Genomic DNA, 14,798 nt, shown 5'->3' with positions numbered 1-14,798 from the left:
TTAATATTAACACTCGCTAAAGTGTATACAAAATACGCATTAGCTAATACGCAAAACGCATTAGCCGGTCATGACTTGCTAACGATAAAAAAGCACTGCGAAGGCAACACTTTCGCAACAAAACAAATAACAAGGAATGGACCATGAAACTCAAAAAAATTAGCATCGTCACGCTAGCGGCGCTATATGCTACAGGGCTAGGGACGCTAGTTGCAGATCCCCTATCTCTGGATAACCAAAATGGTGGCAATAGCGACCTAATGGGGATCAAACTGACACCAGAGCAAATAGAACAATTTAAAAATAAGCCAAAGCATCCTGGTGTTAATACCGCTAATCGCCCTGGCCAAGTCGGCATGAACGTCCACCGTGCAGCTAAAGGCAGCAGCCATAAAGCACCATTTGTATGGGAAGACGAAATCGAAGGTGAACACACTTACATTATTCAATTAATGGATTCACCTATCGCACTTTACCAAGGTGAACGTCCCGATTATGCCGCAACATCACCGCGTAGCAAGCAACCTTCAATGCGCAGTAATGAGCGTTTTGGCACTCTCGATATTAACAGTGATGCCGTTAAAAACTATCGAAACTTCCTTACAGAGAGCCAAGATGTTACTGCCAGCAAAATCAGAGCCGTAGCACCTCGCGCAGAAATTAAACGTCGCTTTAATGTGGCTCTAAACGGTATGACTATGAGTCTAAGCCAGCATGAAGCGGCTAAAGTCGCCGAATTGCCAGGTGTAAAAGCAGTGACTCGCGCTAAAGAATATAAACTGTTTACTGATGTCGGCCCAAAGCACATCGGTGCCGATATGATTTGGCAAGGAAACGGTGTACCAAATAGTGTAGAAATGCGCGGTGAAGGTATTGTTGCCGGTATTATCGATACTGGTATTAACTCTGATCACCCATCATTTGCAGCCGTTTCCGGCGATGGTTATGTTCACAGTAACCCACTCGGCGAAGGTAACTTTGTTGGTGACTGTGTTGAATATCCAAACATGTGTAACAGCAAACTGATTGGTGTACGTTCATACGACATCATTACAGACACCTTTAAAGATCCTATCTTCCAACCTGACATCCCTGAATGGGAAGTCGACTACAAACGTGCCCCTACAGGTGAAGATTACAACGGTCACGGTTCTCACACCGCAGGTACTGTTGCGGGCAACGTATTAAAAAATGTCGCTTACCAGCTCGCGGGGATGGAAGAAAAGTCTGACGGTTTCGATACGCCACTAGTGTTCCCTGAAATTTCAGGTGTCGCACCACGTGCCAATATTATCGCTTACCAGGTTTGTTACCCAGGCGGTGGCTCATTTGGCGAAACCTTCGGTGGCTGTCCTGGTGATGCGCTCGTAGCAGCAATTGAAGATGCCATTGTTGATGGCGTTGATGTTATCAACTTCTCAATTGGTGGCCTTGAATCACTACCTTGGTACGATGCCATTGAAATGGCGTTTCTCTCAGCCCGTGAAGCCGGTATCTCTGTTGCTGCGTCAGCAGGTAACTGGGGCCAGTATGGTCCATCTTATATTGACCATGTATCACCTTGGTTAACCTCAGTTGCGGCCAGCACTCATGGCCGTCAAATTGAGCCTATCGCAGGCCGAATTAGTGATTATGTTGGCGACAATGCCCCTGATGATATTGAAGGTTACGGCATCACAGGCGACTTTACCGGTAACTTAGTCGATGCAGCAAACTTTGGCGATGGTCTTTGTTTAGAGCCATTTGCTGAAGGTACATTCGATAGCAACGACATTGTGCTTTGTAAACGTGGCGACATTGCCCGTGTACAAAAGGGAATCAATGTTGCAGAAGGCGGCGCAGGTGGCGTAATCCTTTATAACGCTATCTCTTGGGATGACGGTCAAGGCGGCAACAGCCTGAACTTAAACCCGTTCCCAATCCCGGGTATCCACGTCGATTATGATGCAGGTAATGCATTAGTTGATTGGGTTGCCAATTCAACTGCCACCCCGCAAATCAGTATTTATGAATCAGAAATAGCAGCAAGCGAGCGCGAAGCCGATATTTTAGCTAACTTCTCTTCTCGTGGCCCAAGTACAACCAACCCTAATACTATGGTACCGAATGTATCAGCACCTGGGGTCGATGTATTTGCAGCTTACTCAGATGAAATGCCATTTAGCCTGTACCCAGCACCAAGTGACTATGTCGCTATTAGTGGTACCTCAATGTCTGGCCCTCATGTCGCCGGTGCCCTAGCCTTGCTGACCCAAGCGCACCCTCAGTGGACACCCGCAATGATCCAGTCTGCATTAATGATGACGGCGCAGTCAGGTAAAGCTTATAACAATGACTATCCACCAACACTTGAAACTGCGACCTTCCACCAAATGGGTAGCGGTGTTATCAATGTCGCCCGTGCTGTAAAAGCCGGTCTAGTAATGGATGAAAATGGTGACAACTACCGCGCAGCTAACCCTATGGAAGGCGGTGATGTCACGGCACTAAACGTACCATATCTAGTCAATGCAGAGTGTAAGAGCACTTGTACTTGGATGCGTACCTTTACCGCGACTCAAGACGGCGAATGGACCGTTGATACCGAAGTCCTAGATATGGATGGCGCGCCGTTCTTAGAGCTAGATGTTCACCCAAAAACCTTTACGGTAAAAGCGGGTGAAACACAGAGCATCATGGTCACGGCAAAAGTACTTGATGTAACCTCAGTAAATGCAAGTTCTGCTAATCTAGACCTATTTGGCAAGGTCAATCTAACCCCTGCAAATACAGCGATTCCAGATCAGTACTTACCGGTTATTGCCAGCTTTAGCGGCTCAACCCTACCTGAAATCGTATCAGGTCTAATCCACCGTGATAACGGCACTATGCTAACGCCTGAACTCATGACTAAAGAAGTCGCTGAGCTGAACGTTAAAGTTCATGGCTTAACAGCTGGAGAGGTCATTGAAAGCCAGCTAAGTGCTGCTTATATCGACTTTAATGATCCTGAAACCTTAATGGATAACCCAGGTATTAAACTGCATTTCTTTGACGTACCAGAAGGCACAGCACGTATAGTCTGGGAGCAGGTATCGCAAGATAAAGCTGCTGCAAGCTCACTCGATATCGGTATGGATCTCAACGATAATGGCATGGTTGAATGGTATGACGAAGCGATTTGTTATTCATTTACCGATGTGCAAGATTATTGTGCGATTAATAATCCGATGCCAGGCCGTTATTGGGCAATGCTAGGTAACTTCAAACGTCCATGGAGTGATATTGAAGAAGATACCCTTGATACCATCACAACTAGCTTAGCTGTGATCCCAAGTGCAGATAGTGGTGACCTTAGCGTAACAGGCCCACAAACCACTAATGGTATTGATCCATATAACCTAGCAATCAACTGGTCGCTAGATGGCGCTAAAAAAGGTGATCGTTTTTACGGTTTAGTTGAAGTAGGTAATAGCGCTGACAATGTCGGTAACCTTGGCAAGATGGCGCTTAACTTAGTCCATGCCGGTGATGACCTGATGATTAGCACCAGCCAGCAGCAAGCGAAAGAAGGTGACATTGTTCAAGTAAACGTGCAATTGGCACCAAACATGTTAGGTCTTGAGCGTGATGCCAACATGCAGATAGCCCTACCTGACGGCTTACAGCTAGTAGCTGATTCAGTAATGGCTAGCAGTAATAACCAAGACTTGGCTGATTCGCTGACAGTTGAAGGTAACCAAATCAACCTTGCCACTATGCAGCAAGCCAGTAATACACAAGCCCGAGAGTATCAATTTACTACCAGTGAAAATGACTTAACCTGTCGCGTTCCTGTAGGGTCAAATCCGTATTACTTAGACTTGTATAAAGAAGCTAATATTGAGCCAGAGTTTGCAATTAGCGGCCGTGCCAATGAGATCTTAACTATTCCACTTAGTCTATTTGGTATCGATAGGATCCCGCTTTATAACAACAACCCTGACTACATGGAAGAAGATGTTTTATCTATTTCACCAGGTGGTTTCATTCAGTTAGACAGCATGCCACTGTTCTGGTCATTGCACTTCCCAATGGATGGGCAATTCTTCCCAGATACAGTTATAGCGCCACTTTGGCGAGGCGATGGCATGATCATGCCAGAGTTCAACATGGACACAGAGTCTTACGATGGTGTATCGCTTGCCTCGACAACTGACGGTCGTTACTTAATCGTTGAGTGGGACAACATGCGTCAAGAGTTTGCCTTTGGTGTTAACTTCGACCCTGACTACGATGCGCGTTATAGCTTTGAGCTACTTGCCTCTACAGAGCTTAACTTTGCAGCAGGTGAGCATGAGTTTATTTTTGCCTACGATAAAATCAGTGGTCAGAAGTCGCACTTAGGCTCAATCGGTCTGCATGGTTTCCATGGTCCACGCGGCACCTTTGGTCCAGCATACGGTTATAGTGGTTCAAGTTTTGCTTTTGATGATGTCGATGAAAAAATCTCAGAAGGTCTAGTGGTTTGTGCTAACTACTTCGGTCCTGAGCAAACAGCCATTGATCTGTCATTCTCTGTACGTGTTGGTGCAGCCAGCGTAGGTCAAGATCTACAAATTGATGTAGATAGCGACTACACAGGTAGCGACAGCATCACTACCAGTACTTCACTTAACGTGCCATCAAACCTTGCGATTGGTGCACTGAGTAATATGAGCGTTGATGAGAACAACAGCATCAGCTTTGAAGTCATGGTACAGGACAAAGAGAACACCGCTAATGGCATTCAAGTAGCTGCAGACAACGTGACTGCAACGGTTGAAGGCAACATGGTGACACTAACTCCTGATGCTGATTGGCATGGTGAAACTATGGTGAGCGTAACAGCCCACGATATGGCTTTCCCGAATGATGCGGTTAGCACAAGCTTTATGCTTACCGTTAATTCTGACGGAACCGAACCGACAACAAGTACCCCACAACCAGAGGTGGCAGAGCCTGCACCTGAGACGGATTCAAGTGGTGGTAGTTTAGGTTTCTTAGGTCTTGCATTACTTGGCTTATTTGCAGCTGGTCGTAAAAAACTGCATTAATACCAAGATTTTTAGAGTACTAAGGTTAAGTAAACGTTTTCATTGTTTTCACAACGCTTAACCTTATTTTCTTCGGCCCTCAAATGAGGGCCTTTTTTTTAGCACGAGAACGATTAACTGACTTACTAATCTTTGTCGCGATAAAAGCTTTATTTAACAGACTTAATCTCTGCATCGGTTAAATAGCGCCATTCACCTAGTTCAAGCTCAGCATCAAGTTCAATGGCACCCACACTTTCACGGTGCAGTTTAGTCACTTTATTACCCACAGCAGCCAGCATACGCTTTACTTGATGGTACTTACCTTCAGTAATGGTTAAACGTGCTTGATTCGAGCCTAAGATTTCAAGCTCTGCAGGCTTAGTTAGACCATCTTCATTGTTAAGTTGTACACCGTCTCTAAACTGCTGCACTAAATCGTCAGTCAGTGGCTCTGCCGTTTCTAATAAATAACGCTTGCCGCACTCTTTCTTTGGCGAAGTGATTTTATGTGACCACTGACCATCAGTCGTAATTAGCACTAGACCTGTTGTGTCAGCATCTAAACGGCCAGCAATGTGTAAATCTTCAGGGCGGATAACATCCAGCAAGCTAATAACTGACTGGTATTCTTCATCAATTGTTGAGCAAATCGTATCAACAGGCTTATTTAGCATGATAAAGCGCGGGCCGATAATAGTTAGCAGCTCGCCCTCTAGGCGGATCTCATGCTCATCAGTGACCTTAAAGCCTGAGTTTTTAACCACTTCGCCATTACAGGTTACATCGCCACGATGTAGTGCTTTTTTGGCAGAAACACGAGAGTGTGAAGTTGACTCACAAATAAATTTATCTAAACGCACAGGCAGAACTCAGCTTATATAACCATAATGGCCGACATTATGAGGCCAGTGTGACTAAAGGGCAAAGTTTTGCGTACTTTGACTGCAAACAAACAGCAAGCTTAGGCTGCAAGCCCGTCACTTCAATATCGACACCAAAACAACTAAACCTCTGTGCTAGTGACCTTTTTAATCATAAAGGTTAGTAATAAACCTTTTCCTATTGATGATTTTTTTCACATAGCAATTAGTTACAAACTGCCGCTTGTTCGAGGCACGCCAAAAACATTAACATAAGTAACCGTATGTATATTTGTAGACATAAAACAATCGGTAATTAAAGCGCAGCAATATAGCTGCTCTGCTAGTCGTAATTGATAAAACTGACTAGACACAATAATAACAATTGACGATACAGACTAAAGGAAGAACAAATGAAAAAAGTACTCGTTGGGGGCTTCTGCGCTTCCCTTATCGTTGGCCTTAGTGCATGTAATAGTGAACCAACCGAAGTAAAGGCACCTGAGGCAAGCAAAACAGAAACCGCAGTCGCGGTAGAGCAAGCGCTCACATCAGGCATTGATTTTGCCAATTTCGATAAATCAGTTCGTCCGCAAGATAACTTCTACGAATACGTTAACGGTACTTGGATTAAAGATACCGTCATTCCAAGCGATCGCACCAGCTCAGGTGCCTTTTACGATCTACGAGAGAAATCACGTGATGACGTAAAAGTCATTATCGAAGAAGTTGCTGCAATGCCAAATCTAAAAGATGGCAGCGACGAACAAAAAGTGGCGGCGCTATATAATTCATTTATGGATGTCGATACCCTAAACAAGCTTGGCGTAACACCTATTGCTAGCGAGCTTGAAAAAGTAAACGCGATAAAATCAAAAGATGAGCTAGTTACTTATTTTGCTCGCAGCCAAATTCAAGGCGGCGGCACGCCAATGGCATTTTATATTAACGTCGATGCCAAAGACTCAAGCCGCTATGCCACTCATATTTGGCAATATGGCTTAAGCTTGCCAGAAAAAGATTACTACCTAAATCAAGACGAGCGCTTTGTGAACATTCGTAAAGCCTATCTTGAGCACATTGAAAAGATGTACAGCTTAGCGGGTCTGCCAAATCCAAAAGAGAGCGCAGCAGCTGTTTTGGCGCTTGAGACTGAAATTGCCAAAAAGCACTGGGATGTGGTTGAAACACGTGACAGCACCAAGACTTATAACAAGTACCAAATCAAAGATCTGCCAACGCTAGCGCCAGATATTAACTGGGACGGTTACTTAGCAACACTCGGCGCCGACAAGCAAGCCGATATCATTATCAACCAACCAAGCTATATTCAAGGTTTAAACCAAGTGATTAAAGATACCGATCTAGCTACTTGGAAAACTTATATGCAGTGGCACGTGCTAACTCACGCAGCCAGCACGCTAAGTGAAGATCTTGATAACGAGAACTTTGAGTTCTTCTCTAAGACTCTAAATGGTCAACAAGAGCAAGAGCCACGCTGGAAGCGCGGGGTTTCAACCGTAAACAGCTTACTCGGTGAAGTTGTGGGTAAAGTGTACGTTAAACGCCACTTTAAGCCTGAAGCAAAAGAGCGCATGCAAGTGCTAGTTGAAAACTTACGCGGAGCATACGGCGACAGCATCGAGTCACTTGAGTGGATGAGCGCAGACACCAAAGTAGCCGCTAAAGATAAACTGGCTAAGTTTGATCCTAAGATTGGCTACCCAGATCGCTGGGAAGACTACAGCAAACTCACTATTAAAGCCGATGACTTATATGGCAATAATGTACGTGCTAGCGAGCTGAGCCATGCTAAAGAGCTTGAAAAGCTAGGCAGCCCAATCCGTAAGTGGGAATGGCACATGACGCCACAAACTGTAAACGCTTACTACAACCCAACCATGAATGAAATCGTGTTCCCTGCAGCGATTTTGCAGCCACCGTTCTTTAACATGCAAGCAGATGACGCGGTTAACTACGGTGGTATTGGCGCGGTTATCGGCCACGAAATGGGCCATGGTTTTGACGACCAAGGTGCTAAGTTTGACGGTGAAGGTAACATGCGCGATTGGTGGACCGAGCAAGACTTAACTGAGTTTGCCGCACGTGGTAAAGCCCTAGTTGAACAATACAACGGCTACGCGGTATTTGACGATTTAAACGTTAATGGTGAGCTAACACTTGGCGAGAACATTGGTGATCTTTCAGGTGTAACCATTGCTTACCGTGCTTACAAAAAGTCACTTAACGGCAAACCTGCACCAGTGATTGACGGCTTAACAGGTGATCAGCGTTTCTTCATTGGTTTCACTCAAATTTGGCGTGCGAAAATCAAAGAAGAATCAATGCGTAACCGTGTAGCAACTGACCCTCACTCACCAGCAGAGTTCCGTGCAGTTGGTGCATTATCAAATATGCCTGAGTTCTACAGCACCTACGATGTTAAGCCGGGCGACGCTATGTATATCGCCCCTGAAAAACGCGTAAAAATTTGGTAATTGAACGCTAGGATCTAGGTCCTAAAAATAAAAACTTAAAAAGCCGTTGATGTCTCATTTCATCAACGGCTTTTTGTTTATTGTGGGCTTTCTAACGCTTTTGCTCACACTATGAACAAATGTTCATTTGCCATTCAGCGTAGCTTAAGCAATATCAAGTTAGATTACAGTCACAGCCACAAATTAGGACAGCTATGAACCGGATCTTACGGACATTTTTCATCTTCTTACTGTTACTGTCGACCCGTACAGCCTTTGCTCACACAGTTGATCACCAGCAAGGCAATACCAAAAATAACGGCAGTTACTGCGCCAAACTTGCTCTGTCTAAAAACCTTGATGGCCTGACCGCTATTCAATCAATGCAATATCAAGTGCCGAGACAAACTAGCGCCGATCTCGACACTCTATACAGCCAAGCCAATGATGCTCAACAAGAGTTAGCACAGCTACTTAATATGATCAGCAAAGAGTCTCACACTCAGTCAGTGCTTGCCGATATTAAAAGCCGTGAAAGAGCTGAAGCCAAAGTACAAAATAAGCTTGATAACGATGCCAGCCAACTTACCGACCTAGTGCGCGCCAGTATTGTTAGCAACGACATTCACAACCTGATGCAAGCGTTTGATTTACTCAAAACAGACAGCCAAATTATTCAGGTTAAAAACCGCTTTGCAACGCCAAAAGAGTCTGGCTACCGTGACTTAAACCTACTCGTCAAATTGCCAAAGTCGCAAATGATTGCTGAAGTGCAGCTGCATTTAGCTGACATTGCAGAGATTAAAAGCGGCGCTGAGCATCAAGTTTATCAGCAGGTGCAATCAATACAGGCATCAGCCAATAAACAGCAACGTGATTTAAGCGAAATTGAAACCGCCAAAATCACTCAGCTACGCCAAGAGTCACACAAGCTTTACCATAAAGCGTGGCTTAAATATAAGCGCAACGACCAAGCTAATATCATTAGCGCCGCGGCTTAACTCTCTCGCGGTTAACAAAGCTTAAGCGAGAACAAACAAGTTAAAATCAAGGAGCCAATATGGCTCCTTTTTTATTGCTTATCAGCCACCAGCTAGCGTGTCTTAGCGCTAAACAATCTCAATCACTATAACCAAAAGCCAAGATGGACGATCAACTTGTTATCTGGTGGCGATATCTCATACATCAACCTGCACTTCTTAGCGATTTGGGTATATACTCCGCCCCAATAGTTAACAGACCCAAATGCCTCTAAGAACTTATGAACGATATCATTGAGCAACTCCAAGAAATGAGCGAAACGGTACCCGTACCGTTAGAGCTAGCAACTTTTGAACAAATTGTTGAAGTGGAAGAAGAAATCCTTATCCCACTACCAATGGAGCTAAAAGAATACTTACTTTATGCCAGTGATGTTATTTGCGGCAGCCTAGAGCCAGTAACCGCAAGCGACCCAAATTCGCATACTTACCTGCCAGAAGTGGCCGCATATGCGTGGTCAATCGGCTTACCGCGTGAATACGTGCCAATCTGCCAGCAAGGCGATAGCTTTTTCTTCATCAGCCAAGAAGGCCAAATTCAACTTTGGCAAGATGATGAGATCTATGAAGACGATTCTTGGGAATCATTCTGGGATTGGGCTGAAGAAGTTTGGATGCGCAGCTAATACAACAAGTATAAGCACACGCAATCCACGAAAATTATTTAAGGAAACAACATGTCTAAAGAACTTGGCCTAAATGCCATTGAAATGCAGTATCTTCGTCATTCGCTTGCACTAACTACTGCGCAAGTTGCTGAAATCGGCAAAGTAACAGAAGCTGACGTTATCGCTTGGGAAGCTGGCGAAAAGCCTGCACATATGCCAGTGCAAAAGAAGCTAATGGAAATTGATGAAGCGATTGAAATGCAAGTGCTTAACACTTGCGATGGTATCGAAGAGTTATTTAAGACTGAGCCAAAGCGCGCCCTAAGCTTTGTGGTTTATCCAACTCAAGCACTATATGCGCAGTACAACCCTGAGTTTTTAGGCACATTGCCACTTGCTGAGCTATATAACGTTTCAGCTTACCGCATTAAGAAAGAGTGCAAACTTATGCTAGAAGTTGACGTGGTACTTGTGCCATTAGACTTTGAATCATACAAAGCGTTCCGCGATAAAGACGGCTTAAAAGAAAGCCGAGAAAACCGCGCGCTTTGGGCTAAAACTCAACTATAAGCGTTAGGTCCTAGGTCCTAGGTCCTAGGTCCTGCATTAAAAAAGCATCCATCTATTTAAACTTTCTGTTTAAAAATAGTGGATGCTTTTTATTTACCGAGTTTACCCAATTATTCCAGCTTACCCTCTTCTTTCGCCAAGCCTTTTGCCATAGCTTCACGCTGAGTGATTCGGTCACGGTATGCCGTTAATTTAGGTGGAATATCTTGTTCAAAGCGGGTCGCCCACAGCAATGTGTGACCCAATAAAATATCCGCCACAGTAAACTGCTCACCCAATAAAAACTCACTCTCTGGTAGCCATATCTCCGCTATTGCAGCGGCTTTATCAAATTCCCATTTGGCCACAGGCAATATTGCATGTAAACGCTGCGCTTCAGGTAAGGCAAATTTGTGTTTGCCCATAGTCCACAGCGGCTGCTCTAACTCACTAATAATAAAACTTATCCATTTATGGTGCAGCGCAGACTCTGGCGTTGCCATTTCAGGCAATAACTTCCCTTGACCATATTTTTCAGCCAGATATAAAACGATGGCTGCCGATTCAGAGATAGCCACGCCATTATCAACTAACGCTGGCACTTTAGCGCATGGGTTGGCCGCTAAAAACTCAGCATCCTTAGCGTCGCCATTAGCAAAGTTAATGTGCCGATATTGCCAATCAAGCCCTAACTCTTCTAACGTCCACGACACCCGTAAAGAGCGACTACGGGGAATGCCAAATAGCTTAATCATGATGCGTTTCCTTATCGTAAATATCTAAAACAAACTAGCTGCAAACTAACCTACGCTGAGAAGACAGCAATAGAAAGCCTGAGTTTGTTTCAAAATAATATGCCTTTAAATCAAGCACGATATTGCTTAGGTTAGTAGCTAACGTGACGGCTGTTAGCCAGAAATAACAAAGTAGTAAGCGGGTGAAAAATAGCGAAGCCTGACATGGGTAAAACAATATAAGTAAGCAAGACTAGCAACTAGATGAAAATAATGATGCTAATGTTGCCATGCTTTTGCTAGATGCATCTGATAGTCTCAAACGTATTGAAAGTAATAATAAAACTAATTCCCCCCTTAATTAAAAATAAGAATATCAATCAAGATGAGCGAGTACAGCGCAGCAATATCAAACCAAAAAATAAATTTATCTAGGCTGATAAGTGGCATAGGCCCTGGTCTCCTGATGGCTGCAGCCGCTATTGGCGCCTCACACTTAGTGGCATCAACTCGTGCTGGTGCAGAGTTTGGCTGGCAACTGGCTTGGGTTATTTTGGCGGTTAATTTACTTAAATACCCATTTTTTGCGGCTGGGGCACGCTACACTGCTGCAACCGGTGAAAACCTACTACAAGGCTATTTAAGACAAGGACGTAAATACTTAATAGTATTTACCCTGCTAAACAGTATTGCAGCTGTCGCCAGTACCGCAGGCGTTGCTATGCTCACCGCAGCAATGTTGACTCAATTTGTGCCTCTAGCCATTGATCTGCTGGCGCTGCTAGTACTGCTATCGAGTTTGATTATTTTAATCTTTGGCCATTATGCCCTGCTCGATAAATTGACCAAGGTGATCATGCTCGCCCTCACCTTAACCACTTTAATTGCCGTAGCACTCGCCTTTGACGCACCAAGTCTGATTGAACCAAGTTTTGTAAGTGAGTCACCTTGGCAATGGGCATATGTGGGATTTTTAGTAGCAATGATGGGTTGGATGCCCGCCCCGATTGAGGTCAGCGCATGGAACTCATTATGGTTAATTGAAAAGCAAAAGCTGCAACCCATTACTAAGCAGCAAGCCTTGTTTGATTTTAACTTTGGCTACCTTATGACAGCTCTGCTAGCGGTAGTATTTCTCGCATTAGGTGCATTAGTGATGCATGGTAGCGGCGAGCAGTTCTCAGCATCGGGCGTTAAGTTTGCCAATCAGCTCATCAGCCTTTATAGCCAAGTGATGGGCAATGAAACCCGCTACCTTATCGGCGCAGTGGCGTTTTTATGTATTTTCAGTACCACAGTCACCGTAATTGACGGTTACAGCCGCACCTTAAATATGGGCTGGCAACTACTGACAAAGCAAACTAACAGTGAGCGCAGACTAAACCTAGTAATGCTGGCGCTATCTGTTTTTGGTCTTTGTATCATATTGTTTTTTAAAGGTGCTCTACTTCCTCTACTCGAATTTGTTATGATCCTTGCCTTTATGACAACTGTGGTATTTGCTTGGCTTAACTATAAGTTGATGATCAGCACAGCACTTTTGCCAGCAGATAGGTATGGTAGCGCCATGCGAGTCCTTTCATGGCTAGGATTAATTTACTTAGTCAGTTTTGCCGCGCTCTTTATCTATTGGATGATAACCAAATAACGTAAACGGACACCTACACCTTAATGCACCTAATAACAAAAACACTAATAGGCTCAGTCGTTGTTGGCTGCTGTCTTTGGGCTGCAAACAAAGCAAGTGCAAATAGAACAGCAAATAGCGATCTCGCCAAACAACTGCCGACCATTATCAACCAAAGTGAGCGCCCTTTTAGCGGTGTGATAATGATTAAGCAAGATAACCAGCCGGTGTTTGCCTATATCTCGGGCGACAATATTGATAATGACTCGAGCTTTTTAATCGGTTCGTTATCCAAACAAGTGACAGCAACATTAGTTTTGCAAGCCGTTGATGCTGGACTCATTGACTTAGATAAAAGCGTCAGCCACTACTTATTAAAAGATGGTAATAAGCCCCGGGCGTATGTTCCGCCAAGCGTTACGGTATCGCAGTTACTCAGCCACACATCAGGGCTGTTAAACCTAGGCGAGCTACCAAGTTTTAAACCCGGAAGTCAGTTTCAATACTCAAATTATGGTTATGCCTTACTTGGCGACATACTTGAAGTGGTTTACCAACAACCCATCAACGAGCTAGTAAAGCAACTCAGTCAACAAAACAAGCTTGATGGCTTATATGCCGAAACTGGCGATATCAATAATATTAAAACCAATCATGCTAACTTCATCTTAGGTAGCAGCGAGACCTTAACTGAAGATGCTGATGGAAACTCACTATCACAATTAACCCCGATAGAACTTAACATTGATAAACCAATGATAGCCTTTGGCGGTATGGCTGCATCAGTTGAAGCCTATGCCCGCTTTCAAGATGCGCTGTATAACGGCAAACTGCTTAGCCCAAAAAGCCTGGCATTAATGACCTCTCCACAAGCGACTCGCGAGCATAGATGGGGCGTGCTGGAATACGGCTACGGCACACAAATCAGCCGTGACGAACAACTCGTCGAATACAGTCATAGTGGCTATGTACCCGGTTATGTCAGCCTAGCAGTGTATTATCCTAAATCTAAAGTCAGTTTACTCATTTTAGAGAATACCTCTTGGGATCTCAGCGACCGTGAGCGAACCTTTGGCTTACACGATGATATTCGTAACAGTATTCGCAGCAGATTAATTGCCCTAGAAAATCGCCCAGTTGTCAAACTATATCAAGCAGGTATTAACGCGGTTGAAAATGCAATGGCGCCAGCGAATACGGCAGCAAGAGCTGCAGAGTAATTGCTATGTTAAGGGCTAACTTCTGCTATACTTGCGCTCGATAATCGCGCAGCCGCGCGATCCTAAAGTTAGAAGAAATCAAACTCATGATTAACAATGATATTTTACGTAAAGTTCGCTATATCCTCGACTTAAGCAACGCAAAAATGATCCGTATTTTTGCGAAGACTAAGCACGAAGTGACACAAGAGCAAATCATCGACATGCTAAAAAAAGAGCATGAAGAAGGTTACGCGCCTCTTAATGACAAAAACATGTGTCGTTTCTTAGACGGTTTAGTGATTTACAAACGTGGCCTAAAGCCAGGTGCAGAAGCGCCAGAACCTGTATCTCAATTGACCAACAACCTTATCTTCAAGAAGTTAAGAGTGGCATTTGAACTACGTGAAGACGATATCATTGAAGCGCTAGAACTAGCTGAGTTCAACATGAGCAAGTCAGAGCTAGGCGCCCTATTTAGAAAGCCTGGTCACAAGCACTATAAGCCATGTGGCGACCAAGTATTACGTAACTTCTTGATGGGCTTATCACTTAAGCACCGTCCAGAAAACGCTAACTAATTCACCATAGAATTAGTGCATAAAGCGAATAGAAAGCACTGCCACTGGCGGTGCTTTTTTATATCGGTTGATTGTTGTAATCAGCCA

At 44.3% G+C, this 14,798-nt stretch carries 10 protein-coding genes; 8 read left to right on the top strand and 2 right to left on the bottom strand.

Annotation, left to right across the window (positions count from 1 at the left end):
• The first annotated feature begins 143 nt into the window (after positions 1-143).
• Positions 144-5,054 carry a S8 family peptidase gene (locus tag MSG37_RS21315; RefSeq protein ID WP_282446594.1) on the top strand — a complete coding sequence of 1,637 codons (4,911 nt, stop codon included), beginning with the start codon at positions 144-146 and terminating at the stop codon, positions 5,052-5,054.
• A gap of 149 nt (positions 5,055-5,203) precedes the next feature.
• Here the strand turns inward: MSG37_RS21315 and rsuA are convergent, their stop codons facing one another.
• Entirely contained in the window at positions 5,204-5,896 is a 693-nt protein-coding gene (gene rsuA, locus MSG37_RS07275) for a 16S rRNA pseudouridine(516) synthase RsuA (protein WP_248469915.1), read from the bottom strand.
• Positions 5,897-6,309: 413 nt separating this feature from the next.
• On the opposite strand from rsuA, the gene MSG37_RS07270 reads away from it, so the two are divergent.
• The 4 genes from MSG37_RS07270 (at position 6,310) to MSG37_RS07255 (ending at position 10,591) form a co-directional block, all read left to right on the top strand.
• Positions 6,310-8,394 (top strand): M13-type metalloendopeptidase, encoded by a 2,085-nt coding sequence (locus tag MSG37_RS07270; RefSeq protein WP_248469914.1) that lies wholly within the window; start codon positions 6,310-6,312, stop codon positions 8,392-8,394.
• Between the two features lie 194 nt (positions 8,395-8,588).
• A complete protein-coding gene (locus tag MSG37_RS07265; RefSeq protein ID WP_248469913.1) occupies positions 8,589-9,374 on the top strand; it encodes a RelA/SpoT domain-containing protein in 786 nt (261 codons plus the stop codon).
• A 260-nt stretch (positions 9,375-9,634) separates the two neighbouring features.
• Positions 9,635-10,039, top strand: a complete 405-nt coding sequence (locus MSG37_RS07260; protein ID WP_248469912.1) for an SMI1/KNR4 family protein — start codon at positions 9,635-9,637, stop codon at positions 10,037-10,039.
• Between the two features lie 51 nt (positions 10,040-10,090).
• Positions 10,091-10,591 carry a DUF4447 family protein gene (locus MSG37_RS07255; protein WP_248469911.1) on the top strand — a complete coding sequence of 167 codons (501 nt, stop codon included), beginning with the start codon at positions 10,091-10,093 and terminating at the stop codon, positions 10,589-10,591.
• A 110-nt stretch (positions 10,592-10,701) separates the two neighbouring features.
• Here the strand turns inward: MSG37_RS07255 and MSG37_RS07250 are convergent, their stop codons facing one another.
• A complete protein-coding gene (locus tag MSG37_RS07250) occupies positions 10,702-11,325 on the bottom strand; it encodes a glutathione S-transferase family protein (RefSeq protein WP_248469910.1) in 624 nt (207 codons plus the stop codon).
• A gap of 364 nt (positions 11,326-11,689) precedes the next feature.
• Between MSG37_RS07250 and MSG37_RS07245 the strand changes: the two genes are divergently transcribed.
• From MSG37_RS07245 to MSG37_RS07235, 3 genes are all read left to right on the top strand, one after another.
• On the top strand, positions 11,690-12,952 hold the full coding sequence (locus tag MSG37_RS07245) for an Nramp family divalent metal transporter (protein WP_282446593.1): 1,263 nt from the start codon (positions 11,690-11,692) through the stop codon (positions 12,950-12,952).
• 23 nt (positions 12,953-12,975) lie between these two features.
• Entirely contained in the window at positions 12,976-14,151 is a 1,176-nt protein-coding gene (locus MSG37_RS07240; RefSeq protein ID WP_248469908.1) for a serine hydrolase domain-containing protein, read from the top strand.
• Between the two features lie 86 nt (positions 14,152-14,237).
• Positions 14,238-14,711, top strand: coding sequence for a DUF1456 family protein (locus MSG37_RS07235; RefSeq protein ID WP_248469907.1), 474 nt, complete (start codon positions 14,238-14,240; stop codon positions 14,709-14,711).
• The last annotated feature ends 87 nt before the right edge of the window (positions 14,712-14,798 follow it).

Source organism: Shewanella sp. 1CM18E (assembly GCF_023161665.1).
Lineage (GTDB): Bacteria > Pseudomonadota > Gammaproteobacteria > Enterobacterales > Shewanellaceae > Shewanella.
Note: the sequence above shows the minus strand (reverse complement) of the source record. Positions and strands in the feature narration are given on the sequence as shown.